The sequence below is a fragment of the Streptomyces sp. S07_1.15 genome (genome assembly GCF_020739505.1).
GTDB classification, from domain to species: Bacteria; Actinomycetota; Actinomycetes; order Streptomycetales; family Streptomycetaceae; genus Streptomyces; species Streptomyces xinghaiensis.
This window is the reverse complement of sequence record NZ_JAJBZK010000001.1, coordinates 1,331,398-1,355,129: the sequence shown is the minus strand read 5'-3', so window position 1 is coordinate 1,355,129 and position 23,732 is coordinate 1,331,398. Positions and strand designations below refer to the sequence as shown.

General features: G+C 73.4%; 20 protein-coding genes. 9 read left to right on the top strand and 11 right to left on the bottom strand.

Annotated features, from left to right (window positions below; translation table 11 throughout):
* Positions 1-46: 46 nt before the first annotated feature.
* The 7 genes from LIX60_RS05770 to LIX60_RS05740 all read right to left on the bottom strand — a co-directional run bounded on the left by LIX60_RS05770 (position 47) and on the right by LIX60_RS05740 (position 9,326).
* Entirely contained in the window at positions 47-1,252 is a 1,206-nt protein-coding gene (locus tag LIX60_RS05770) for an acyl-CoA dehydrogenase family protein (protein ID WP_227957488.1), read from the bottom strand.
* A complete protein-coding gene (locus LIX60_RS05765) occupies positions 1,252-1,764 on the bottom strand; it encodes a MaoC family dehydratase (RefSeq protein WP_019710957.1) in 513 nt (170 codons plus the stop codon). Before LIX60_RS05765 ends, LIX60_RS05770 begins: the two co-directional genes overlap by 1 nt.
* Positions 1,765-1,768: 4 nt before the next feature.
* Complete coding sequence (locus LIX60_RS05760; RefSeq protein WP_019710956.1) at positions 1,769-2,749, bottom strand: CoA ester lyase; 981 nt, start codon at positions 2,747-2,749, stop codon at positions 1,769-1,771.
* Positions 2,746-4,767 (bottom strand): protein meaA, encoded by a 2,022-nt coding sequence (locus LIX60_RS05755; RefSeq protein WP_227957487.1) that lies wholly within the window; start codon positions 4,765-4,767, stop codon positions 2,746-2,748. Before LIX60_RS05755 ends, LIX60_RS05760 begins: the two co-directional genes overlap by 4 nt.
* 16 nt (positions 4,768-4,783) lie before the next feature.
* Positions 4,784-6,121, bottom strand: coding sequence for a crotonyl-CoA carboxylase/reductase (gene ccrA, locus LIX60_RS05750; protein WP_227957486.1), 1,338 nt, complete (start codon positions 6,119-6,121; stop codon positions 4,784-4,786).
* 429 nt (positions 6,122-6,550) lie between these two features.
* Positions 6,551-7,426 carry a TetR family transcriptional regulator gene (locus LIX60_RS05745; RefSeq protein ID WP_227957485.1) on the bottom strand — a complete coding sequence of 292 codons (876 nt, stop codon included), beginning with the start codon at positions 7,424-7,426 and terminating at the stop codon, positions 6,551-6,553.
* Between the two features lie 85 nt (positions 7,427-7,511).
* A complete protein-coding gene (locus tag LIX60_RS05740) occupies positions 7,512-9,326 on the bottom strand; it encodes a 3-hydroxyacyl-CoA dehydrogenase family protein (protein ID WP_227957484.1) in 1,815 nt (604 codons plus the stop codon).
* A gap of 680 nt (positions 9,327-10,006) precedes the next feature.
* Here LIX60_RS05740 and LIX60_RS05735 point away from each other — a divergent pair.
* Entirely contained in the window at positions 10,007-10,687 is a 681-nt protein-coding gene (locus tag LIX60_RS05735) for a HEAT repeat domain-containing protein (protein ID WP_227957483.1), read from the top strand.
* Positions 10,688-10,704: 17 nt separating this feature from the next.
* Here the strand turns inward: LIX60_RS05735 and LIX60_RS05730 are convergent, their stop codons facing one another.
* Complete coding sequence (locus LIX60_RS05730) at positions 10,705-11,538, bottom strand: peptidoglycan-binding protein (protein WP_308101097.1); 834 nt, start codon at positions 11,536-11,538, stop codon at positions 10,705-10,707.
* A gap of 148 nt (positions 11,539-11,686) precedes the next feature.
* On the bottom strand, positions 11,687-12,733 hold the full coding sequence (locus LIX60_RS05725; RefSeq protein ID WP_227957482.1) for an Rv2578c family radical SAM protein: 1,047 nt from the start codon (positions 12,731-12,733) through the stop codon (positions 11,687-11,689).
* A 157-nt stretch (positions 12,734-12,890) separates the two neighbouring features.
* Here LIX60_RS05725 and LIX60_RS05720 point away from each other — a divergent pair, with 157 nt between their 5' ends.
* The 8 genes from LIX60_RS05720 to LIX60_RS05685 all read left to right on the top strand — a co-directional run bounded on the left by LIX60_RS05720 (position 12,891) and on the right by LIX60_RS05685 (position 22,329).
* Positions 12,891-13,334 carry an SRPBCC family protein gene (locus LIX60_RS05720; RefSeq protein ID WP_227957481.1) on the top strand — a complete coding sequence of 148 codons (444 nt, stop codon included), beginning with the start codon at positions 12,891-12,893 and terminating at the stop codon, positions 13,332-13,334.
* Positions 13,335-13,553: 219 nt separating this feature from the next.
* On the top strand, positions 13,554-14,390 hold the full coding sequence (locus LIX60_RS05715; protein WP_227957480.1) for a M55 family metallopeptidase: 837 nt from the start codon (positions 13,554-13,556) through the stop codon (positions 14,388-14,390).
* A gap of 100 nt (positions 14,391-14,490) precedes the next feature.
* Positions 14,491-15,957, top strand: a complete 1,467-nt coding sequence (locus tag LIX60_RS05710) for a M20/M25/M40 family metallo-hydrolase (protein WP_374117963.1) — start codon at positions 14,491-14,493, stop codon at positions 15,955-15,957.
* Between the two features lie 387 nt (positions 15,958-16,344).
* Positions 16,345-18,432, top strand: coding sequence for an LpqB family beta-propeller domain-containing protein (locus LIX60_RS05705; RefSeq protein ID WP_227957478.1), 2,088 nt, complete (start codon positions 16,345-16,347; stop codon positions 18,430-18,432).
* A gap of 371 nt (positions 18,433-18,803) precedes the next feature.
* Entirely contained in the window at positions 18,804-19,445 is a 642-nt protein-coding gene (locus LIX60_RS05700) for a 4'-phosphopantetheinyl transferase superfamily protein (protein WP_227957477.1), read from the top strand.
* Between the two features lie 62 nt (positions 19,446-19,507).
* Positions 19,508-20,047 carry a GNAT family N-acetyltransferase gene (locus tag LIX60_RS05695; protein WP_227957476.1) on the top strand — a complete coding sequence of 180 codons (540 nt, stop codon included), beginning with the start codon at positions 19,508-19,510 and terminating at the stop codon, positions 20,045-20,047.
* Positions 20,048-20,297: 250 nt separating this feature from the next.
* Complete coding sequence (locus LIX60_RS05690; RefSeq protein WP_227957475.1) at positions 20,298-21,194, top strand: arginase family protein; 897 nt, start codon at positions 20,298-20,300, stop codon at positions 21,192-21,194.
* A gap of 220 nt (positions 21,195-21,414) precedes the next feature.
* Positions 21,415-22,329, top strand: coding sequence for an NADP-dependent oxidoreductase (locus LIX60_RS05685; RefSeq protein WP_227957474.1), 915 nt, complete (start codon positions 21,415-21,417; stop codon positions 22,327-22,329).
* A gap of 111 nt (positions 22,330-22,440) precedes the next feature.
* Here the strand turns inward: LIX60_RS05685 and LIX60_RS05680 are convergent, their stop codons facing one another.
* Together LIX60_RS05680 and LIX60_RS05675 are read right to left on the bottom strand one after the other, a co-directional pair.
* Positions 22,441-22,797, bottom strand: coding sequence for a VOC family protein (locus tag LIX60_RS05680; protein WP_039823353.1), 357 nt, complete (start codon positions 22,795-22,797; stop codon positions 22,441-22,443).
* Positions 22,798-22,808: 11 nt separating this feature from the next.
* Positions 22,809-23,714: a methyltransferase domain-containing protein gene (locus tag LIX60_RS05675; protein ID WP_227957473.1), complete on the bottom strand. Its 906-nt coding sequence runs from the start codon at positions 23,712-23,714 to the stop codon at positions 22,809-22,811.
* Between the last annotated feature and the right edge of the window lie 18 nt (positions 23,715-23,732).

The following is a 23,732-nucleotide window of genomic DNA, read 5'->3' as shown; positions in this document are numbered from 1 at the left end:
CCCGCCGAGGGAGAAATCGGCACCGAAGCGGAGCGATCCACTGCGATCACCCCTGGAACCGGTACTCCTCGAGCAGACGGCGGCCAATGATCATTTTCTGAATCTCGGCGGTGCCTTCTCCGATGAGCAGCATCGGCGCCTCTCGGTACAGGCGCTCGATCTCGTACTCCTTGGAGAAGCCATAGCCACCGTGAATCCGGAAAGCGTCTTCGACGACCTCTTTGCAGTATTCGGAGGCGAGATACTTCGCCATGCCCGCTTCGAGGTCGTTCCGTTCCCCGGAGTCCTTTTTGCGTGCTGCGTTCACCATCATCGCATGGGCGGCCTCGACCTTGGTGGCCATCTCGGCCAGTTTGAACTGGATCGCCTGGTGCTGGGCGATCGGCTTGCCGAAGGTCGTGCGCTGCTGCGCGTAGGAAACCCCCAGCTCGAAGGCGCGCTGGGCGACACCGCAGCCGCGGGCGGCGACGTTGACGCGGCCGACCTCGACCCCGTCCATCATGTGATAGAAGCCACGTCCGGTGGTGCCGCCGAGGACGCGGTCGGCCGGAATCCGCAGTCCGTCCATGATGAGTTCGGTCGTGTCGACGCCCTTGTAGCCCATCTTGTCGATCTTGCCGGGGATGGTGAGGCCCGGGCGGACCTCGCCGAAGCCCGGCTCCTTCTCGACGAGGAAGGTCGTCATCGACTTGTGCGGGGCGGTGCCCTCGGGGTGGCCCTCGTCCGTGCGGCAGAGCACCGCGACGAGCGTGGACGTGCCGCCGTTGGTCAGCCACATCTTCTGGCCGTTGAGGACGTACTCGTCGCCGTCCCTGACGCCCTTGGAGGAGATGGCCGACACGTCCGAGCCGAGCGCGGGCTCGGACATCGAGAAGGCGCCGCGCACCTCGCCGGCCGCCATCCGGGGCAGGAAGTGGTCCTTCTGCTCCTGGGTGCCGTGCTGCTTCAGCATGTACGCCACGATGAAGTGGGTGTTGATGATGCCCGAGACGCTCATCCAGCCGCGGGCGATCTCCTCCACGCACAGCGCGTAGGTGAGCAGCGACTCGCCGAGGCCGCCGTACTCCTCGGGGATCATCAGGCCGAAGATGCCGAGTTCCTTCAGGCCCTCGACGATCTGCGTGGGGTACTCGTCGCGGTGCTCCAGCTCGGTGGCGACCGGCAGGATCTCCTTGTCGACGAAGTCCCGGACGGTGGAGAGGATCTCCTGCTGGACGTCGGTCAGGCCGTGGGTCTGCGCGAGACGGCTCATCACTTCTCCTGGGACTTGAGCTGGGGGCGGCCGGGCTGCTCGCCGCCGCGCGCCTCGGTGTACTTCGCGGTCGGGACCATCACCTTGCGCCGGAAGACGCAGACGAGGGTGCCGTCCTGCTTGTAGCCCTTGGTCTCGACGTACACGATGCCGCGGTCGTCCTTGGAGCGGGACGGGGTCTTGTCGAGGACGGTCGTCTCGCCGTAGATGGTGTCGCCGTGGAAGGTCGGCGCCACGTGCTTCAGCGACTCGATCTCCAGGTTGGCGATGGCCTTGCCGGAGACGTCCGGCACGGACATGCCGAGCAGCAGCGAGTAGATGTAGTTGCCCACCACGACGTTCTTGCCGAAGTCCGTCGTCTTCTCGGCGTAGTTGACGTCCATGTGGAGCGGGTGGTGGTTCATGGTGAGCAGACAGAAGAGGTGGTCGTCGTACTCGGTGACCGTCTTCCCGGGCCAGTGCTTGTAGACCGCGCCGACCTCGAACTCTTCGTAGGTGCGTCCGAACTGCATGGGATCAGGCCTCCGGCGGGGTGAACGTGGTGGTACGGGTCATGCCGGCGGCGCGGCCCTTGCCGGAGACGACGAGCGCCATCTTGCGGCTGGCCTCGTCGATCATCTCGTCGCCGAGCATGGCGGAGCCCTTCTTGCCGCCCGCCTCGGAGGTGCACCACTCGTAGGCGTCGAGGATCATCTCCGCGTGGTCGTAGTCCTCCTGGGAGGGGGAGTAGATCTCGTTGGCCGCCTCGACCTGGCCGGGGTGGAGCACCCACTTGCCGTCGAAGCCCAGGGCGGCGGAGCGGCCGGCGACCTCGCGGAAGGCGTCCACGTCGCGGATCTGCAGGAACGGTCCGTCAATGGCCTGCAGATTGTGCATGCGGGCGGCCATGAGGATGCGCATCAGGATGTAGTGGTAGGCGTCGGCCGGGTAGCCGGGCGGCTGCTGGCCGACGACCAGGGTCTTCATGTTGATGGAGGCCATGAAGTCGGCCGGACCGAAGATGATGGTCTCGATGCGCGGCGAGGAGGCGGCGATCGCGTCCACGTTGACCAGGCCCGCGGCGTTCTCGATCTGCGCCTCGATGCCGATCCGGCCGACCTCGAAGCCCATGGTCTTCTCGATCTGCGTGAGCAGCAGGTCGAGGGCGACCACCTGGTCGGCGCTCTGCACCTTGGGCAGCATGATGCAGTCGAGGTTGGGGCCGGCGCCCTCGACGACCGTGACGACGTCGCGGTACGTCCAGTGGGTGGTCCAGTCGTTGACCCGCACGACCCGGGTCTTGCCCGTCCAGTCGCCGTTGTTCAGCGCGTCGACGATGGTGTGCCGGGCGCCTTCCTTCGCCAGCGGGGCGCAGGCGTCCTCCAGGTCCAGGAAGACCTGGTCGGCGGGGAGCCCCTGGGCCTTCTCCAGGAAGCGCGGGTTGCTGCCGGGCACGGCCAGGCAGGAGCGGCGCGGGCGGAGACGGTTCTCGCCGGCGGCGGGGGCGGGGGCGGTCATGCGTGGTCCTCCTGGAGGTCGAGAGGGTCGAGCTTGTTCGCGATCCGGATCTCGTCGGTGATACGGCCGATGATCTCCGTGATCCCGAAGTCCTTCGGGGTGAAGACGGCGGCGACCCCGGCTTCGCGGAGCGCCCGCGCGTCGGCGCTCGGGATGATCCCGCCGACGATCACCGGCAGGTCCGCGGCGCCGGCCCGGCGGAGCCGTTCCACGACGTCCGGTACGAGCTCGGCGTGCGAGCCCGACAGGATCGACAGGCCGACGCAGTGCACATCCTCGGCCACGGCCGCGGAGACGATCTGCTCGGGGGTCAGCCGGATGCCCTGGTAGACCACCTCGAAGCCCGCGTCGCGGGCCCGTACGGCGATCTGCTCGGCGCCGTTGCTGTGCCCGTCGAGGCCGGGCTTGCCCACCAGCAGCCGCAGCTTGCCGCTGCCGAGCTCCTCGGCGGTGCGGGCCACCTTCTGCCGGACGGCGGCGAGCGCGGTGCCCCGCTCGGCCGCGACGGCCAGCGGGGCGCTGGAGACGCCGGTGGGGGCGCGGAACTCGCCGAAGACGTCCCGCAGCGCCCAGGCCCACTCGCCGGTGGTGACGCCCGCGCGGGCGCACTCCAGGGTGGCGGGCATGAGGTTGGTGTCGCCCGCGGCGGCGGCCTTGAGGGCGGACAGGGCGTCCTGCGCGCGGGCCTCGTCGCGGTCGTCGCGCCAGCGGTGCAGGGCCTCGACGACCCGGGCCTCGTTCTCCGGGTCGACCGTCATGATGGCCGTGTCGAGGTCCGCGGTGAGCGGGTTCGGCTCCGTCGACTCGTAGCAGTTGACGCCGACGATCTTCTCCTCGCCGGACTCGATCTTCGCGCGGCGTTCGGCGTGCGAGGCGACGAGCTGGGACTTGAGGTAGCCGGACTCGACGGCGGCCATGGCGCCGCCCATCTCCTGGATCCGCTCGATCTCGGCCAGGCACTCCTCCACGAGGGAGTCGACCTTGGCCTCGATGACGTGCGACCCGGCGAAGATGTCCTCGTACTCCAGCAGGTCCGACTCATGGGCGAGGACCTGCTGGATGCGGAGCGACCACTGCTGGTCCCAGGGCCGGGGCAGGCCCAGCGCCTCGTTCCAGGCGGGGAGCTGGACGGCGCGAGCGCGGGCGTCCTTGGAGAGGGTGACGGCCAGCATCTCCAGCACGATCCGCTGGACGTTGTTCTCCGGCTGGGCCTCGGTGAGGCCGAGGGAGTTGACCTGGACGCCGTAGCGGAAGCGGCGCTGCTTGTCGTTCTCGACGCCGTACCGCTCGCGGGTGACCCGGTCCCAGATGCGGCCGAAGGCGCGCATCTTGCACATCTCCTCGACGAAGCGGACGCCCGCGTTGACGAAGAAGGAGATGCGGGCGACGACGTCCCCGAACTTCTCCGGCGGCACCTGGCCGGAGTCGCGCACCGCGTCGAGCACGGCGATCGCCGTGGACATCGCGTACGAGATCTCCTGGACCGGGGTGGCGCCGGCCTCCTGCAGGTGGTAGCTGCAGATGTTGATCGGGTTCCACTTGGGGATGTTGGCCACCGTGTACGTGATCATGTCGGTGGTCAGCCGGAGGCTCGGCCCGGGCGGGAAGACGTGCGTCCCCCGGGAGAGGTACTCCTTGACGATGTCGTTCTGCGTGGTGCCGGACAGTTTGGTGATGTCCGCGCCCTGCTCCTCGGCGACCACCTGGTACATCGCCAGCAGCCACATGGCCGTGGCGTTGATGGTCATCGAGGTGTTCATCCGGTCCAGGGGGATGTCCTGGAACAGCCGGCGCATGTCGCCGAGGTGGGAGACCGGGACCCCGACCCGGCCGACCTCGCCCTTGGCGAGGACGTGGTCGGGGTCGTAGCCGGTCTGCGTCGGCAGGTCGAACGCGACCGACAGCCCGGTCTGGCCCTTGGCGAGGTTCCGCCGGTAGAGCTCATTGGAGGCTTCCGCGGTGGAATGCCCCGCGTAGGTCCGCATCAGCCACGGACGATCCTTGCGACGCTCAGTCATCGGTGAAAGACCCGTCTCAGACGTTCCGGAAGCGGTTGATGGCGTCGAGGTGCTTGGCGCGCATCTCGTGGTCGCGGACGCCCATGCCCTCCTCGGGGGCGAGGGCGAGCACGCCGACCTTGCCCTGGTGGAGGTTGCGGTGCACGTCGTACGCGGCCTGGCCGGTCTCCTCCAGGCTGTACGTCTTCGACAGCGTGGGGTGGATCTTGCCCTTGGCGATCAGGCGGTTGGCCTCCCACGCCTCGCGGTAGTTGGCGAAGTGGGAGCCGACGATCTTCTTCAGCGACATCCACAGGTAGCGGTTGTCGTACTCGTGGTTGTAGCCGGAGGTCGAGGCGCAGGTGACGATGGTGCCGCCCTTGCGGGTGACGTAGACCGAGGCGCCGAAGGTCTCGCGGCCCGGGTGCTCGAAGACGATGTCCACGTCCTCGCCGCCGGTGAGCTCGCGGATGCGCTTGCCGAACCGCTTCCACTCGCGCGGGTCCTGGTGGTGCTCGTCCTTCCAGAACTTGTAGCCCTCGGCGTTGCGGTCGATGATCGCCTCGGCGCCCATCGAACGGCAGATGTCCGCCTTCTGGTCGCTGGAGACGACGCAGATCGGGTTGGCGCCGCCGGCCAGCGCGAACTGGGTGGCGTAGGAGCCGAGGCCGCCGCTGGCGCCCCAGATGAGGACGTTGTCGCCCTGCTTCATGCCGGCGCCGTTGCGGGAGACGAGCTGGCGGTAGGCGGTGGAGTTCACCAGGCCGGGGGCCGCCGCCTCCTCCCAGCTGAGGTGGCCGGGCTTCGGCATCAGCTGGTTGGACTTGACCAGGGCGATCTCGGCGAGGCCGCCGAAGTTGGTCTCGAAGCCCCAGATGCGCTGCTCGGGGTCGAGCATGGTGTCGTTGTGGCCGTCGGCGGACTCCAGCTCCACGGAGAGGCAGTGCGCGACGACCTCGTCACCGGGCTTCCAGGCGTTGACGCCGGGGCCGGTGCGGAGCACGACGCCGGAGAGGTCGGAGCCGATGATGTGGTAGGGCAGGTCGTGCCGCTTGGTGAGCGGGGAGAGCCGGCCGTACCGCTCCAGGAAACCGAAGGTCGAGACGGGCTCGAAGATCGAGGTCCAGACCGAGTTGTAGTTGACGGAGCTGGCCATGACGGCGACGAGGGCCTCGCCCGGGCCGAGCTCGGGCACCGGCACGTCGTCCAGGTGCAGGGACTTGCGGGGGTCCTTGTCGCGGCTCTCGACGCCGGCGAACATCTCCTGCTCGTCCTTGTGGACGGTCACGGCCCGGTAGGACTCGGGCAGCTGCAGGGCGGCGAAGTCGGCGGACGTCGTACCGTCCGCGACGATTGCGTCCAGGATCTCATTCACGGTTGGGGCCTCCGGCGAAGCGTTTGGGGACGCTTGAGGGAACGCTGGGGTCTTGTCACTGTGCCGCCGGGGCGGCACGGTGTGCGGCTCGCCATGCGGTCCGCACGGGTGGTGCTGTGGCGGCGCTGGTGAGCGCTCTTGTAGTCCCGGACGGGTCCGGGGATGCCTGTGACGCAGGCGCCGGGGCACACGGCGGGAGCCGTGGGGACAGCGCCCCGGACGAGCACCACCGTATGGCACGGCGTGCCACTCGACAAGACACTGCGTGCCAAGAATTTCTCTCACCCGTCGCGAAGGGTGCGCACATGAGCGGGGAGCGTGAGGGGGGTGGGAAAGGTGTGGGGCGCGGGCGGGGTGAGGGCGGGGAGAAACGGCAGAACGGCCGCCCGGGGAGGCGGCCGTTCTGCCGGAGTGCGGGGCCGGGAGGGGTCAGTCCTTCTTGAGGGCCCGCTCGATGGTGCGTATGACCTCGCTGAGCGGGGCGTCCGTACGGGCCACGGTGACCAGGACCTCGTCGGTCGCCGAGGCCGTCACCGCCGGAGCCCGGTCCCGCCCGGCGGACTCCCCGGTGGCCGGCCCGTCCGCGGTTTCCTCCGCCGCGGGCCGCACCGCGCTGCCGATGCCGCTGCCGAAGGTCTCCCGGACGATCGCGAAGGCCCGGTCCAGCTGCGCCTCCACATCGCCCTCCCCGCCCGCCCGCAGCCAGCGCCGCAGTACGTGGTTGTGGGCCGTCACCACCGCCGAGGCGGCGACCTCGGCGAGCAGCGGGTCGTCGTCGCCGTCCCGGTGGGCCCGCTCGTCGAAGTGGCCCAGCAGATAGCGCGTGAACAGCCGCTCGTAACGGGCCACCGAGGCGATCTCCCGCTCCCGCAGCGTGGGCACCTCGCGGGTGAGGCGGTAGCGCTCCACGGACACGGCCGGGGAGGCCGCGTACATCCGCATGACCTCCTTGATGCCCCGGCAGACCGTGTCCAGCGGATGCTCCTCCGGCGGGGCCGCCGCCAGCGCCGCCTCCGCCCGGACCAGGGTGTCGTCGTGGTCCGGGAAGATCGCCTCTTCCTTGGAGCGGAAGTGCCGGAAGAAGGTGCGCCGGGCGACCCCGGCCGCGGCGGCGATCTCGTCCACCGTGGTGGCCTCGTAGCCCTTGGTCGCGAAGAGCTCCATCGCCGCGGCCGCCAGCTTCCGCCGCATGGTGAGCCGCTGGGCGGCGGCGCGGCGATTGCCGGTCGTGTCCGAACTGTCCGGGTTCGACGGGCCTTTCACGGCCGTGCGCGGGGGGCGGGCGGACTTCACGGGATGGGACATGTGGGGAACGTAACACGCCTCCTCGGGGCCGCGCCGGGACGGACCGCCACCGGGATCCAGCAGTCCGCCCCAGCCCCGGGACCGGTCAGGCCCTCGCATACTCGCGGAAGCCGCGCCCCGTCTTGCGGCCCAGGCAGCCCGCCGCGACCAGGTGCTCCAGGAGCGGCGCCGGCGCCAGGCCCGGCTCCCGGAACTCGTTGTGCAGCACCTTCTGGATGGCCAGCGAGACGTCCAGGCCGACCACGTCCAGCAGCTGGAACGGGCCCATCGGGTAGCCGCCGCCGAGCTTCATCGCGGCGTCGATGTCGTCCAGCGTCGCGTAGTGCTCCTGGACCATCTTGACCGCGTTGTTGAGGTACGGGAACAGCAGCGCGTTGACGATGAACCCGGCGCGGTCGCCGCAGTCCACGGGGTGCTTGCGGACCTTGGCGCAGACCTCGCGGACCGTCGCGTGGACGTCGTCGGCGGTGAGCACCGTGCGCACCACCTCGACCAGCTTCATCGCCGGGGCGGGGTTGAAGAAGTGCATCCCGATGACGTCCTCCGGGCGGGAGGTCGCCCGGGCGCAGGCCACGACCGGCAGGCTGGAGGTGGTGGTGGCGAGGACCGCGCCCGGCTTGCAGACCTTGTCGAGGGTGCCGAAGAGCTGCTGCTTGACGGCGAGGTCCTCGGCCACGGCCTCCACGGCCAGGTCGACGTCGGCGAAGGCGTCGAGCGAGCCGGCCGGGGTGATCCGGGCCAGCGTCTCGTCCCGTGCCTCGGCCGTCATCCGGCCCTTGTCCACGGACCGGCCCAGGGACTTGGCGATGCGGGCCTTGGCCTTGTCGGCCTTCTCCTGGCCGCGCGCGGCGAGCACCACGTCGTAACCGGCCTTGGCGAACACCTCGGCGATACCGCTCGCCATGGTGCCGGAGCCGGCCACGCCCACACTGCTCACCGGGCGGCCCGCGACGGCCGCCGCGTCCGCGGCCGGGGTCAGCTCGTCCGGGACGACGGTGCCGCTGCCCGGCGCCTCGTAGCTGTAGAAGCCGCGCCCCGTCTTGCGGCCGGTCAGCCCGGCGGCGCTCAGCTGCTTGAGGATCGGGGACGGGGCGTGGAGCCGGTCGCCGGACTCGGCGTACATGGCCTCCAGGACGGTGCGGGCGGTGTCGATGCCGATCAGGTCCAGCAGCGCGAGCGGGCCCATCGGCAGGCCGCAGCCCAGCCGCATGGCGGCGTCGATGTCCTCGCGGGTGGCGTACTTGGCCTCGTACATCGCCGCGGCCTGGTTGAGGTAGCCGAACAGCAGGCCGTCGGCGAGGAAGCCGGGACGGTCGCCGACCGCCACCGGCTCCTTGCCCAGCTCGCGGGCGAGCGCGGTCACCGAGGCCGTGGCGGCCGGGGCGGTCAGCACCGTGGAGACCACCTCGACGAGCTTCATCGCCGGGGCCGGGTTGAAGAAGTGCAGGCCCAGCACCCGCTCGGGGCGGGCCGAGTCGGCGGCCAGCCGGGTCACGGAGAGCGCGTTGGTGCCGGTGGCCAGGACGGCATCGGGGCGGACGATGCCGTCGAGCGCGGTGAACACCTCGCGCTTGGTCTCGTACTCCTCCGGCACCACCTCGATGACGAGGTCGGCGTCGGCCGCGGCCTGGAGGTCGGAGAAGGTGCGGAAGCGGGCGAGCATGTCCTGCCGCTCCTGCTCGGTGATCCGCTCGCGGGCCACGGCGTGCGCGGTCGAGCGCTCCAGGGCCGCCACGGCGTCGCGGGCGGCGGCTTCACTGATGTCGATGCCGATGACCTCACGGCCGGCGCGGGCCAGGACCTCGGCGATGCCGGTCCCCATGGTGCCGAGGCCGACGACGGCCACGACGGGAAGGGTGACGGCGGGAGCAGCGGAATCGGGAGTGGGATTGCGGTCCATCGCGGACTCCAGAAGGTAATCCCCGGACATGTCGGGCGGGGAGAGTGACGACTGAGGAGGACGGGGCCTGCGGGCGCCGAACGGGCGTGCGCGGCCGGGGAGTCGGGCGTGCGCCCCGAGACGGGCACCGCTGTTCGGGCACTGCGGATGGTCGGGCACTGCGGAACTCGCCCCGGGCGGGCGCGGACGCCCGGCGGGACATCGGCGGGCCCTGTCCCCGGGACCGCGCCGTGCTGCCGGGCCGGCGGAGAAACCGGGCCGGACCGGCGGTGCCTCCGGCGGCTGCGTCACCAGGCCACCGGAAACGGGTCCGCACCGGCCGCTGTGGCGGCGTACGGACTCCTGCGACGAGGGTAGGCGGACGGTCCGTTCCGCGCCACCCCTGCGCCCATGTGATCTGCACCGCTCACAAGTGAGCGGTGGGGTGGCGGAACGGACCGCGACGGGACCGCGGCGCCGCGGCCGGTGCCGGGGCGGTGGTGCCGGGCGGGACACCTGGGGCGGATGGTCCGGCGGCCCGGCGTCCGTACGGCGATACGCGGAAGGTCACCCCGGTCCGGAAGTGACCCCGGGGCCCGGGCCGGGTAGAGAGGTTAAACCCGCCGGTGCCGGGAGCCGCGCCCGTGCGGGACGGTCCGGTGCCGGGGCGTCCGGCACCGTGGTGGGGAGGGGGAAAGGGCATGGCGGCCGGTGGCCATACGGCGGGACGCGAGGACCGGGCGGCGCTCGGCACGCTGCTGGAACGGGTGAGCCGCGAAGCGGCCCGGGCCGGGGAGACCGCGGCCTGCGGCACCCTCGCCGCGCTCGCCCGCAGAACACTCTCCGGCGCGGGCGGGACCGCCGCCCTGGACGAACTGGCCGCCGTGCTCACCCGCCCCGGACAGCCCCTGTGGGCCCGCGAACTGGCCGCCTTCACCCTCGGCTGCCGCGGCGACCGGCGCGCCTTCGAGACCCTGGTCCTGCTCCTCAACCACCGCGACCCGGGCCGCTGCGCCACCGCGGCCCACGCCCTCGCCCGCCTCGGCGACCCCCGGACCGCCCGGGCCGCCGCCGCGCTGGCCACCAACCCGCTGCGCACCGCCTACGCCCTGCACCCGGTGCGGCTGCTGACGGCGCTGCGGGCCCCCGAGTCCGTACCGGCCCTGATCACCACCCTGGAACGGCTGGTGGGCTCCTCGCGGCGCGGCGGGCCGGCCGGGTACGGGCAGATCGCGATGGCCTGCGTCGAGGGGCTGGCGGTGCTCGGTGACCGGCGGGCGATCCCGGTGCTGAACGCGGCCCGGGAGCATCCCCGGCTCGCGCCCGCGGCCTCCGCGGCACTGGGGCGGCTCACCAGGACGGGACCGGCGGGGAAGACCTGACACGCCGTGCGGCCGGCTCAGGTGCGGGACTCCAGGTCGCGGCGGGTGTCGTCGCCGTAGACCCCCTCTTCGTCGCCGCGGATGCCGTACCAGAGCTGGAACCGGGCCACGGCCTCGGTGAGCACGTCGTCGTACTGGCCGTCGGCCCCCCGCTCGGTGTAGACGTTCGGGATTCTGGAGAGCCGGTCCTGGAGTTCGGAGACCGCCGGCCCGCTGTCGCCCGGCTGGAGGACGCCGCCGCCCTCCCGCTCCGCCCCGGTCGGGGGCTGCGGTATCGCCGTGGGCTCGGCGGGGGCGGCCGAGGGGGCCGAAGGGGCCGGGGGAGCCGCCGTCCCGGGCGCCGTCGTCTCCGCACCGCCCCGGGTGAGCAGCAGGACCACCAGCACGGCCGCGCCCGCGCCCGCGGCGAGGAAGCCGGCCGTACGGGTGGAGGGGCGCCGCCCGGCGAAGAGGCCGCGGAGCCGCGGCGCCGCGCCGGGTGACGGGGGGAACATGCCGGGCAGGGCCTGGGTCCGCGGGTGGCCGGGGGTGCCGGGGCCGGGGGCGTTTCCGGACGCTCCGACACCGGCCGCGGACCCGGCGGACCTGGCGGACCCGGTGGCTCCGGTGGCTCCGGCGGACCCGGTGCTGGCCGCGGTCCCGGTCCCGGGGAGAGGGGATCCGGGCAGCTGTTCGGTCGGCGGGTCGTCCGCCGGGGCGCCGGCGGGGGCGCCGGACGGGTCTCCGGCGGCCGGTTCCGGGCGGAAGAGTTCGAGGTCCTCCAGCCTGCTGCTCCGCCGCGAACTGATCACTCTCGTCGGCTCGACCACCCGGCGCCGCCGCGGCTGCCCGGACTCGTCACCGCTGTCCACGTCGGCCTCCCTCGCTCCCTCGCCGGCGCGCCCGCCACGCCGCCGCCCTGTGGTACGGACGCGGGCCCCGGGAGACTCATCCGCGGCAGCGGCCCGGCCGGGCGGGAGGCGGGGGAGGGGAAGAACGGGGCGGCGGGGCCGGGTGCGGTCAGAGGAGGGTCAGTTGGGTGGGCCCGGGCGCCGGGGGCCCGGCGGGCTCCGTCGCCGGCGCCGGCGCCGGCCCGCGGGGGCGGCGGGCGGCTCCGGGGTGGGAGGGGCCGATGCCGTACTCGTCCGCCAGTTCGTGCACCCGCCGGGTGATCCGGCGCTGGTACCAGGTGGGCGCGTAGGCGCCGTCGGCGTACAGCACCTCGTAGCGCCGCACCAGACGGGGGTGGTGCCGGGCGAGCCACTCCATGAACCATTCGCGGGCGCCGGGCCGCAGATGGAGCACCAGCGGGGTCACCGATCCGGCGCCCGCCGCGGCGACGGCGCGCACGGTCTCCCGCAACTGCTCCGGTGAGTCGCTGAGATAGGGGATGACCGGGGCCATCAGTACGGAGCAGGGGATGCCGTTCGCGGTGAGGGTGCGGCAGACCTCCAGCCGGCGTTCGGGGGAGGGGGTGCCGGGCTCGACGGTCCGCCACAGCTCGCGGTCGGTGAAGCCGACGGAGACGGAGGTGCCGACGTCCGTCACCTCGGCCGCCTGCCGCAGCAGGTCGAGGTCGCGGAGGATCAGCGTGCCCTTGGTGAGGATCGAGAACGGGTTGGCGTGGTCGCGCAGCGCGGCGAGGATGCCGGGCATGAGCCGGTAGCGGCCCTCCGCGCGCTGGTAGCAGTCGACGTTGGTGCCCATCGCGATGTGCTCGCCCTGCCAGCGGCGGGACGCCAGTTCGCGGCGGAGCAGCTCGGGGGCGTTGACCTTGACGACGATCTGCGAGTCGAAGCCGAGGCCGGTGTCGAGGTCCAGATAGCTGTGCGTCTTGCGGGCGAAGCAGTAGACGCAGGCGTGGGAGCAGCCGCGGTACGGGTTGAGGGTCCATTCGAACGGCATCCGGGAGGCCCCGGGCACGCGGTTGAGGATCGAGCGGGCGCGGATCTCGTGGAAGGTGATGCCCCGGAACTCGGGGGTGTCGAAGGTCCGTGTGACGGCGTCGGTGCCGAAGAGGGCGGGGGCTCCGGAGGAGTCGTCATGGCTCAGGCCGTCCCAGCGCATGTTTCCACGCTCCTTCCGTCCGTACCTGTTCCCACAAGTTAGAACACGCATTCGAATAACGCCAGCGGGATCCGATTTGGGCGTGTCCCCCTCCGGTGGTTGGCTGTGCGGAAGACGACCGGCCGGCGTGGGCCGGCGACCGACTGGAGGACGGAACATGGCGCAGGTCGAGGCCACGACGGAGCGGATCATCGCGGCGGCACCCGAGGCGGTGTTCGAGGCGATCGCGGACTACTCCGGCACCCGCGCCCGGCTGCTGCCCGAGCAGTTCAGCGAGTACGAGGTGCGCGAGGGCGGCCGCGGCGCGGGCACGCTGGTGCACTGGCGGCTGCAGGCCACCAGCAAGCGCGTCCGCGACTGCCTGCTGGAGGTCACCGAGCCGACCGCCGGGCAGCTCGCCGAGAAGGACCGCAACTCCTCGATGCTGACCACCTGGACGGTGACCCCGGCCGGTGAGGGGAAGTCCACGGTGCGGGTGACCACCGTCTGGGACGGGGCGGGCGGTGTCGGCGGCTTCTTCGAGCGGACCTTCGCGCCCAAGGGGCTCGGCAGGATCTACGACGCCGTGCTGGCGCGGCTCGCGGCCGACGTCGAGCAGTAGGCGGCCGCCGGGGAGCGGAAGGGGCGGCGGGGCCGTGCCGCCGGGAGGTTCCCGGCTTGCCGCCGCCCGCGCGATCTCACCCGGCCGGGTGAACGCACCGGAAGCGGCGGGCCGTTCCTCCGCGGTGGCGCAGGGGGCGGCCGGGCGGCCCGGGACGGGGTGACGGCGGGTTATCCACAGGCATGGCAGGGCCCTGCGCCACCGCGTACGGTTTCGGGCATGAAGATCCTCATCTCCGCCGATATGGAGGGCGCGACGGGCGTCACCTGGCCCGCCGACGTCCTGCCGGGCCATGAGCAGTGGCAGCGCTGCCGCCGGATGTTCACCTCGGACGTCAACGCCGCCGTGGCCGGGTTCTTCGACGGCGGGGCGGACGAGGTCGTCATCAACGAGGCGCACTGGACCATGCGCAACCTCCTCCTGGAGCGGCTCGACGAGCGCGCGGTGATGCTCACCGGCCGGCACAAGGAGCTGAGCATGGTCGAGGGCGTGCAGCGGGGCGATGTGGACGGAATCGCCTTCGTCGGCTACCACACCGGCGCGGGTGCCGAGGGCGTCCTCGCGCACACCTACCTCGCCAACTCCCTCACCGGGGTCTGGCTCAACGGCGTCCGGGCGAGCGAAGGACTGCTCAACTCCCGGGTGGCGGCGGAGTTCGGCACGCCCGTGGTGCTGGTCACCGGCGACGACCGCACCTGTGAGGACGCCCGGGGGTACGCCCCCGGGGCCCCCGCCGTGGCCGTCAAGGACTGCGTCTCGCGCTATGCCGCCGTCTGCCGCCCGCCCGCCCGCACGGCCGCGGACATCAGGGCCGCGGCGAAGGAGGCGGCCGTGCTCGCGATACGGCAGGAGCCGGCGCGGGACGCGGGCCCGTTCACCGTCGAGATGGAATTCAACGCGGATCATCTGGTGGGCGCGGCGACCGTCGTGCCCGGGGTGGAGCGCACCGGCGAGCGCCGGGCCGCCTATACCAGCGACACCATGTACGAGGGAATCCGCTGCTTCAAGGCGGTCACGACCGTCGTGTCGGCAGCGGTGGAGGAGCAGTATGGCTGACACAGCGGCCCCCGGCACCGCCCCACGGACCCCGGGCGCGGGCGGACCGGGGACGGAAGCGCCCGGCGCGGCGTCGAACGGAACGGTGACGGGCGGCGGGTTGGCGAACGGCCCCGCCCCGTCCGGTCCGGTCCCGTCCGGGCCGGCGGTGGTGCCGCCGGCGGGCGGGGTGGACGAGCGGGCGCTGGAGGAGGTGGTGACCTTCACCTCCGAGCTGATCCGCATCGACACCACCAACCGCGGCCGCGGAGACGGCTGCGAGCGCCCGGCCGCCGAGTACGTGGCCGAGCGGCTCGCCGAGGCGGGCCTGGAACCGGTGCTGCTGGAGAAGGCGCCGGGCCGCACGAACGTGGTCGCCCGGATCCCGGGCAGCGACCGGGACGCGGAGGCCCTGCTCGTCCACGGCCATCTGGACGTGGTGCCCGCCGAGCCCGCCGACTGGACCGTGCATCCCTTCTCGGGCGAGATCCGGGACGGCGTCGTCTGGGGCCGGGGCGCCGTCGACATGAAGAACGCGGACGCGATGGTCCTCGCGCTCGTGCGCTCCTGGGCACGGACCGGCCACCGCCCGCGCCGCGATCTCGTCCTGGCCTTCACCGCCGACGAGGAGGACAGCGCCGAGTACGGCTCCGGCTTCCTCGCCGACTCCCACCCGGAGCTGTTCGAGGGCTGCACCGAAGGGGTCAGCGAATCGGGGGCGTTCACCTTCCACGCCGACTCCGGTATGCGGCTCTACCCCATCGCGGCGGGTGAGCGGGGCACCGCCTGGCTCGAACTCACCGCGCGGGGCAGGGCCGGGCACGGCTCCAAGGTCAACCGGGACAACGCCGTCAGCCGGCTGGCCGCCGCCGTCAGCCGCATCGGCGAGCACGCCTGGCCGCTCCGCATCACCCCGACCGTGCGGGCCGCCCTCACCGAGATCGCCGCGCTGTACGGCGTTCCGGCGGACGCCCCCGAACTCGACCTGGACGCCCCCGGATTCGACCCCGGCCCGCTGCTGGAGCGGCTGGGCCGGGCCGCGGCGCTGGTCGAGGCGACCCTCCGCAACAGCAGCAACCCGACCATGCTCAGCGCCGGTTACAAGGTCAACGTCATCCCGGGCAGCGCCACCGCCTTCGTGGACGGCCGGATGGTGCCCGGCGGCGAGGAGGAGTTCCGGGAGACCCTCGACCGGCTCACCGGTCCCGATGTCGACTGGGCGTTCCACCACCGGGAGGTCCCGCTCGGGGCACCGGTCGACTCACCGACCTTCCGTGCCATGAGGGAGGCCGTCGAGCAGTTCGACCCGGGCGGCCGGGCCGTGCCGTACTGCATGTCGGGGGGCACGGACGCCAAGCAGTTCTCCCGGCTCGGGATCACCGGCTACGGCTTCTCACCGCTGAAGCTGCCCGAGGGCCTCGACTACGCGGCTCTCTTCCACGGGGTCGACGAGCGCGTCCCCGTCGAGGCCCTGCGGTTCGGCGTCCGGGTCCTCGACCGGTTCCTGCTGCGGAGCCCGGGGCGGGCCGGGCCGGACACGGGCGCGGCGGCACCGGCATCGTCCGGGCCGGCCGGGGTACCGGGGTGAGCGGCCCCGGGCCGCGGCCCGGGGTGGGGTGGGGTGAGCGGCCCCGCCCCGGGTAGTGGAGCGGTGCGGGCCCTCCCGGCGCGGCCGCCGGGGCGGAGCGGATCCCGGGCGCCGGGGTCCGTGCGCGGAGCGGCGGAACGGCGGAATGCGCGGCCGGGTGGGTTGAACCACCGCGCCGTGGTGAAGAGGTGGAGGCAACGGAAGGAGCGGCCGGCCGGAGTGGGGGGCGGACGGACCGCCGGGGCCCGCGCCGGTGCGGGCGGTCGGCGGGTGCACCGGGGGGTGCTCACGGGGGTGAGAGGGCCAGGGCTCGGGGACGGGTACCGGCGCCGGGCGTGACCATCCCGGCGGAGTTGAGCTAGGACAGCACGCAGGAGGCGTTGGGAAATGGTGTCCACGGCCCCGTACGGCACATGGCAGTCACCCATCGATGCCGAGCTCGCCGCGGTCCACGACGGGCGGCCGGAGTATCCGGGCATCGTGGGCGACGAGGTGTGGTGGACCGCGCCCCGCCCGGCCGAGGGCGGCCGCCGCACCCTGGTCCGCCGCCGGCCCGACGGAACCGAGGAAGCCGTCCTCCCCGCCCCGTGGAACGTCCGCAGCCGCGTCATGGAATACGGCGGCACCCCCTGGGCCGGAACCGCGCGGGGGCGGCGCGGCCCGCTCGTCGTCTTCGTCCACTTCGCCGACCAGCGGCTCTACGCCTACGAACCCGATGACTCCGGTGCCGCCGGTGCCGCCGGCGGCACCGGGCCCCGCCCGCTGACCCCGCTCTCCGCCATCGGCGGCGGGCTGCGCTGGGCCGACCTGCGGCTGCACCCGGAGCGCGGCGAGGTGTGGTGCGTCCTGGAGGAGTACACCGGTGAGGCCCCCGGCGACGTACGGCGCGTCATCGCCGCCGTACCGCTGGACGGCTCGGCCGCGGAGGACCGCGCGGCGGTCCGCGAACTCAGCGACGACAGACACCGGTTCGTCACCGCGGCCCGGCTGTCCCCGGACGGGGGCCGCGTGGCCTGGGTCGCCTGGGACCACCCGAACATGCCCTGGGACGGCACCGAACTGCGGGTCGCCGAGGTGGCGCCGGACGGAACCTTCGAACGGGCGCGCACCGTGCTCGGCGGCCCCGCGGAGTCCGTGCCGCAGGCCGAGTGGGCCCCCGACGGCGGTCTGCTCGCCGTCTCCGACCGCAGCGGCTGGTGGAACCTCTACCGGATCACCGGCCCGGGGATCGGCCCGCCCGACCCCGGCGGCCCCGGGCCCGGCACGGGCCTCGGGGACAGCGCCGCAGGTTCGCCGGCCGGCGAGGTGACCGTCACCTCCCTCTGCCCCCGCGAGGAGGAGTTCGGCGGCCCGCTGTGGAAGACCGGCAGCCGCTGGTTCGCCCCGCTGCCCACCGGCCTGATCGCCGTGGTGCACGGCTGCGGCGCCACCTCCCTCGGCGTCCTGGACCCGGAGAGCGGCGACCTCTACGACGCCCCCGGCCCGTGGTCCGAGTGGGACCCGGCCCTGGCCGTGCAGGACACTCGGGTCTTCGGGGTGGCCGCCAGCCCGCGCAGCGCGTACGAGGTCGTCGAGCTGGACACCGCCACCGGCCACGCCCGGGTGGTCGGCGCGGAGCACCGCGATCCGGTCGACCCCGCCTACTACCCCGAACCGCAGATCCGCACGTTCACCGGCCCCGAGGGCCGGGAGATCCACGCGCACATCTACCCGCCCTACAACCCCGACCACACCGTGCCGGGGGACGAACTCCCGCCCTTCGTGGTGTGGGCGCACGGCGGGCCCACCGCCCACGCCCCGCTCGTCCTCGACCTCGACATCGCCTACTTCACCTCCCGCGGCTTCGGCGTCGCCGAGGTCAACTACGGCGGTTCCACCGGCTACGGCCGGGAATACCGCGAGCGGCTCCGCGGCCAGTGGGGCGTCGTCGACGTGGAGGACTGCGCCGCCGTCGCCGAGACCCTCGCCGCCGAGGGCACCGCCGACCGGGCCCGGCTCGCGATCCGCGGCGGCAGCGCCGGCGGCTGGACGGCCGCAGCCTCCCTCGCCGGCACCGGCCTGTACGCCTGCGGCACCTTCCGCTACCCGGTGCTCGACCTGGAGAGTTGGGCCGAGGGCGGCACCCACGACTTCGAGTCCCACTACCTCGACGGGCTGATCGGCACCCTCGCCGAGCACCCCGACCGCTACCGCAACCGGTCCCCGCTGCGCCGCGCCGGCCGGATCACCGCGCCCTTTCTGATCCTGCAGGGCCTGGACGACGTCATCTGCCCGCCCGCCCAGTGCGAGACCTTCCGGCGGGCGGCCGCGGAGCACGGTGTCTCGCACGCCTGCATCACCTTCGAGGGCGAGGGCCACGGCTTCCGCCGCAGGGACACCGTGGTCCGGGCGCTGGAGGCCGAACTCGCCCTGTATACGCAGGTGTTCGGCATCGCCGCGCCGGATGTGCCGAGGCTGGAACTGCGCACGGAGTGAGCGGCGGCCGGCCGGGCCGGAGCGGGGACGGGCCCGGTCACTGTGGTGCCCGGCCACGGGTACGGATCACCGGCTCGACGGAACAGGGAAACAGGGAACAGGGAACAGTGGACCGGGGCGCGGTACGGCGACGGGCCGCCGCCCACAGGGGGAAGCGCATGACACATCGCACCGCGCCGGACGGAGCCTCCGGACGGCCCCGGGGCGGCCCGGCTCCGCGGGACACCGGACCGGAGCCCGGGCGCACCCGCTCTCCGGGACCGGCCGGGGGGTCCGGCTCGTCCGGGCCCCCCGTTCCCCGGTGGCTGGACCCGGCGGGACGGTCTCCCGGCCGGCCGTGGTCCCCGGACAGCGGTACCGAGGTCTGGTTCGTGCGGGTGCCCGAGCACGCCGCGTACGCGGCGGCGGAGCGCGCCGTGCTGGACGCGGAGGAGAGGCGGCGCGCCGACGCCTTCGTACGGACCCCCGACCGTGACCGCTACCGGGTGGCGCATGTGGCGCTGCGCCGGCTCCTCGGCGGCTATCTGGCCACCGAGCCGCGGTCGGTGGAGCTGACGAGGGAGCCGTGCCCCGGCTGCGGGGGCCCGCACGGGCGTCCCGCCGTGCCGGGCGCCCCGCTGCACTTCTCGCTCTCGCACGCCGGAGACCTCGTGCTGCTGGCGTTCGCCCCCGTGCCGGTGGGCGCCGATGTGGAGGAGGTCCCGGGGGAGAGGACGGTGACCGAGGTCGCGTCGGCCCTGCACCCGGGGGAGCGGGCCGAGCTGGCCGCGCTGCCGGCCGCCGGGCGGCCCTTCGCCTTCGCCCGCTGCTGGACGCGGAAGGAGGCCTACCTCAAGGGCACCGGCACCGGGCTGTCGGAGGATCCGGCGGCGACCTATGTCGGCGCGGGCCCCTCCCCGGCGCGGCTCGCCGGCTGGGCCCTGACCGACATACCCGCCCTCCCCGGGTACGCCGCCGCGTGCGCCGTCCGGGGGACACGGCCCCGGCTGACGGCGGCTGACGGCGGCGGCTGACGGCGGCCGCCGGCCGTCCGGCTGCCGGGGCGGGCGGGCCGTCGTCGATCTACGATGGTCCGGTGTCCGACGATGCGTATCTTCTGACCGGACCCCGGGTGGGGCTGCGGCACCTCCAGGACGAGGACATGGCGGAGTTCACGGAACGGGCGCGGGAGAGCGCGGAGTTCCACCACCCCTGGGTCGCCCTCCCGGCCCGGCCCGAGGACTTCACCGCCTACCGGCAGCGCTTCGACGAACCCGACCGCGAGGGTTTCGTCCTCTGCGAGCGGGACACCGGCGACATCGCCGGCGGAGCCGCCGTCAACAACATCGTCCGCGGCGCCTTCCAGTCCGGTGCGCTGGGCTACGGGGCGTTCGTCCACGCGGCCGGGCGCGGGCTGATGGCGGAGGGCCTGCGGCTCCTGCTGTGCCACGCCTTCGGCGAACTGGGGCTGCACCGGATCGAGGCGAACGTCCAGCCGGGCAACGAACCGTCCCTGCGGCTCGTACGGCGGCTCGGCTTCCGCCGGGAGGGGCTCTCCCCGGACTTCCTCTTCATCAACGGCGCCTGGCGCGACCACGAGCGCTGGGCCATCACCACCGAGATGACGCGGAACTGACGCCGGTGCTCCGGAGCGGGGGCCGCCGAGGCGCCGGGCGCACCGGAATCGCCGGGCGTGCCGCGGCGTACCGGGCCCACCGGATGGCCGGACGCCCGTCCCGGAGTGCCCGCTCCCGGCCCCCGACGGACGACCGGCGCGCCGAGAACCGCGACGGCCCCGGCATGGGCGCCCCCGCCCGGACGCGCGCGTGCTCCGATCCGCCGAGCAAGACCTCCTGCCCCGGTGCATGTCGTGCCAGAGTGAGGACATGCGCCGCACTGTGCTGATCGATGCCCCGTCCAATCTCGGCCTGCGTCCGCCGGTCCCCGGTACGGTTCCCGGCTGCTACAAACTCGCGGGCGCGCTGCGCGAGCAGCGGCTCCTGGAGCGGCTCGGCGCCCAGGAGGGCGGGGTGGTGGTGCCGCCCCGGTACGACCGGGGCCCGTGGCGGGACGGGGACGGCGTGTTCAACGCCGCCGCCATCGCCGGGTACACCCCCCGGCTGGCGGACCGGATCGAGAAGCACGTACGGGCCGGGGACTTTCCCGTGGTCCTCGGCGGCGACTGCAGCATCCAGCTCGGCGCCGCGCTCGCCCTGCGCCGCGTCGGCCGCTACGGGGTGGCCGCGCTCGACGGCAGTGCCGACTTCCGCCACCCCGGCAACTCCCCCCGCGTCGGGGCCGCCGCCGGGGAGGAGCTGGCCCTGGCCACCGGGCGCGGGCAGCCGGACCTGACCGACCTCGAAGGGCTGCGCCCCTATGTGCGGGACGAGGACGTGCGGGTCATCGGCATCCGCGACGACGACGAGGACCGCGCCGAACTGGCCGAGCTGAAGATCCCGGTCACCACCGTCGGGGAGATCCGGCGCCAGGGGGCCGGCGAGGTGGCGCACCGCTGTCTCGCGAGCCTCGAAGCCCATGCCCTCAACGGCTTCTGGGTGCACTTCGACGCGGATGTGCTCGACCCCACCGTGATGCCCGCCGTGGACAGCCCCGACCCGGACGGCCTCACCGTCGAGGAGGCCCACGACGTGCTGCGGCCCCTGGTGCGCTCGCCGCGCTGCGCCGGGCTCAACGTCACCGTCTACGATCCCGACCTCGATCAGGAGGGCGAGGGCGCGGTCCTTCTCGCCGGTCTTCTGGAGTCGGTTCTGGCCCAGCCCTGACCGGACGGCCGCCCGCCGTCCTCCCCGCCGCCCCGGGCGCCCGGCCCGCTCCGGGCCCGTTCCTCCCCCGCTGTCACACATCCGCCCCCCGGGCCGTCGCAGGACCGCCTCCGGCCGTCACCGAATCCGCCCCGGTCTGTCACCGGAAACCGCCCCCGATGACGGCGATCACGCCCGTGACCGGGAATTCCCTCCCCCCTCAGCCTTGTTGGAGTCCGTTATGAAGGCAGTGACGATCAACTCATACGGCGAAACGCCGAAGCTCACCGACGTCCCCGAGCCGAAGGTCGGGCCGGACAGCGTGCTGATCCGCGTCAGGGCCGCCGGCGTCAACCCCGTGGACTGGAAGATCACCGCCGGCTATCTCGACCCGGTCCTGCAGACCAACTTCCCCCTCATCCCCGGCTGGGACGTGGCCGGAGTGGTGGAAGCCGTCGGACCGGCGATCACCGAGTTCGCCCCGGGCGACGAGGTGATCGGCTACAACCGGCAGGACGTGGCGCAGTTCGGTACCTACGCCGAGCTCGTCGCCGCCCCCGTCCGCACCCTGGCCCGCAAGCCCGCCTCCCTCAGCTGGCAGCAGGCGGCCGGGGTTCCGCTGGCGGGGCTCACCGCCTACCAGGCGCTGCGCGCCGCGGGGGCGGCCAAGGGCGACACCGTGCTGGTGCACGCGGCGGCCGGCGGTGTCGGCTCGTTCGCGGTGCAGATCGCGGCCGCGCAGGGCGCGCGGGTCATCGGCACCGCCAGCGAGCGCAACCACGACTATCTGCGGTCCCTCGGCGCCGAGCCGGTGACCTACGGCGACGGACTGGCGGACCGGGTGCGGGAACTGGCGCCCGAGGGCGTCGATGTGGCGCTCGACTTCGTGGGCGGTGACGCGATCCCGGCCTCACTGGACCTGGCGAAGTCGGCGGCGCGCGTGGTCTCCGTCGTGGACCCGGGGATCGCCGGGTCCGGCGGCCGCTACGTCTTCGTGCGGCCCGACGCGGCCGATCTCACCGCGCTCGGTGAACTGGCCGACGCCGGGAAGCTCACCGTCAACGTGGACAAGGAGCTGCCGCTGGAGCAGGCCGGGGAGGCGTTCCGGCTCAGCCAGGAGGGACGCACCCGCGGCAAGATCGTCCTGACGGTTTGACGGTTTGACGGTCTGACGGCCTGACCGTCTGACCGTTCCCACGCTCCGGAGCCGGGTGGCCCGGAGACCCCTCCGCGGCGGCCGGGTCTCCGGGCCGCCGCGGCACGGGCGTCACCGGGCCCCGGGCACACCGCCGTCGACGTACTCGAAGATCGAGCCGTCCGGGTGGAGGGCCAGCAGATTCCGCCCGGGGGTGGGCAGCGGTCCCGCGAGGATGCGCGCGCCCACCTCGGTGAGCGTGCGGTGCGCCTCGTCCACGTCCTTCACCGCGATGGTGGCGGTCACCTTGCGCAGCAGTTCGAGCTCGGCCTCGTCCCCGCTCATCAGCAGAAACGCTCCCACCGCCGCGACCGAGACGCCGCCGCGCCGGGAGCGCACCGCCCGTTCGCCGGTCAGCCGCTCGTAGACGCCGACGGCGGCGTCCAGGTCGTCCACGCAGACACGGAGTGAAGTACCCAGGATTTCCATGGCGGTTGAGCCTAGTTGACGACGCGGCAGAGGATCTCGCCGTGCAGGACTGCGAACCAGCCGTCCGGGCTCGCGCCCCACTCCCGCCAGGCGCCGGCGATCCGGCGCAGCTCGTCCTCCCCGGCGTGGCCGCCGTCCACCGCGAGACGCGCGTAGGCCGAGTCCACGGTGCGGTCCGCCCACAGGCCGCTCCACCAGGCGCGTTCCTTCTCGGTGGCGTAGCACCAGGCGGAGGCGGACGCCGTGACGTCGGTGAAGCCGGCCTGCCGCGCCCAGGACAGCAAGTGCCGTCCGGCGTCCGGTTCGCCGCCGTTGCCGCGGGCGACCCGGCGGTAGAGGTCCAGCCAGCCGTCGAGGGCCGGGGAGCCCGGATACCAGGTCATGGCCGCGTAGTCGGAGTCGCGGGCGGCGACCACACCGCCGGGCCGGCAGACGCGGCGCATCTCGCGCAGGGCGCCGACCGGGTCGCCGACGTGCTGGAGTACCTGGTGGGCGTGGACGACGTCGAAGGAGTTGTCGGGGAAGGGCAGTTCCGAGACGTCGGCCACGGTGAAGCCGACGGTGTCCAGACCGTGTTCGGCGGCCACCGACCGGGCCCGGCCGAGGATCCCCGGGGCCGCGTCGATCCCGGTGACCCGGCCGGGGGCCACGAGCCGGGCCAGGTCGGCGGTGATGGTGCCGGGCCCGCAGCCGACGTCCAGGACCGTCATGCCGGGGCGGAGTTCGTCCAGCAGATAGGCGGCGGAGTTGGCGGCGGTCCGCCAGGTGTGCGAGCGGAGCACCGACTCGTGGTGGCCGTGGGTGTAGACGGCGGCTCCGGTCTCCGGGTGCTCCTTCCCCGGCCCGTCCGGGTTCGGGTCTTCCCTTGCTCCGGCCCGCGCGGCCGGTTCGTCTCGTACGTCGGTGCGGTCGGGCATGGCGGCCCCTTCCGGTCG

What these genes read in the sequence shown, in the direction of transcription:
- LIX60_RS05770 (WP_227957488.1), bottom strand. Translation starts at nt 1,252, where the DNA reads ATGAGCCGTCTCGCGCAGACCCACGGCCTGACCGACGTCCAGCAGGAG.
- LIX60_RS05765 (WP_019710957.1), bottom strand. Translation starts at nt 1,764, where the DNA reads ATGCAGTTCGGACGCACCTACGAAGAGTTCGAGGTCGGCGCGGTCTAC.
- LIX60_RS05760 (WP_019710956.1), bottom strand. Translation starts at nt 2,749, where the DNA reads ATGACCGCCCCCGCCCCCGCCGCCGGCGAGAACCGTCTCCGCCCGCGC.
- LIX60_RS05755 (WP_227957487.1), bottom strand. Translation starts at nt 4,767, where the DNA reads ATGACTGAGCGTCGCAAGGATCGTCCGTGGCTGATGCGGACCTACGCG.
- LIX60_RS05745 (WP_227957485.1), bottom strand. Translation starts at nt 7,426, where the DNA reads ATGTCCCATCCCGTGAAGTCCGCCCGCCCCCCGCGCACGGCCGTGAAA.
- LIX60_RS05740 (WP_227957484.1), bottom strand. Translation starts at nt 9,326, where the DNA reads ATGGACCGCAATCCCACTCCCGATTCCGCTGCTCCCGCCGTCACCCTT.
- LIX60_RS05735 (WP_227957483.1), top strand. Translation starts at nt 10,007, where the DNA reads ATGGCGGCCGGTGGCCATACGGCGGGACGCGAGGACCGGGCGGCGCTC.
- LIX60_RS05725 (WP_227957482.1), bottom strand. Translation starts at nt 12,733, where the DNA reads ATGCGCTGGGACGGCCTGAGCCATGACGACTCCTCCGGAGCCCCCGCC.
- LIX60_RS05720 (WP_227957481.1), top strand. Translation starts at nt 12,891, where the DNA reads ATGGCGCAGGTCGAGGCCACGACGGAGCGGATCATCGCGGCGGCACCC.
- LIX60_RS05715 (WP_227957480.1), top strand. Translation starts at nt 13,554, where the DNA reads ATGAAGATCCTCATCTCCGCCGATATGGAGGGCGCGACGGGCGTCACC.
- LIX60_RS05705 (WP_227957478.1), top strand. Translation starts at nt 16,345, where the DNA reads ATGGTGTCCACGGCCCCGTACGGCACATGGCAGTCACCCATCGATGCC.
- LIX60_RS05690 (WP_227957475.1), top strand. Translation starts at nt 20,298, where the DNA reads ATGCGCCGCACTGTGCTGATCGATGCCCCGTCCAATCTCGGCCTGCGT.
- LIX60_RS05685 (WP_227957474.1), top strand. Translation starts at nt 21,415, where the DNA reads ATGAAGGCAGTGACGATCAACTCATACGGCGAAACGCCGAAGCTCACC.
- LIX60_RS05680 (WP_039823353.1), bottom strand. Translation starts at nt 22,797, where the DNA reads ATGGAAATCCTGGGTACTTCACTCCGTGTCTGCGTGGACGACCTGGAC.
- LIX60_RS05675 (WP_227957473.1), bottom strand. Translation starts at nt 23,714, where the DNA reads ATGCCCGACCGCACCGACGTACGAGACGAACCGGCCGCGCGGGCCGGA.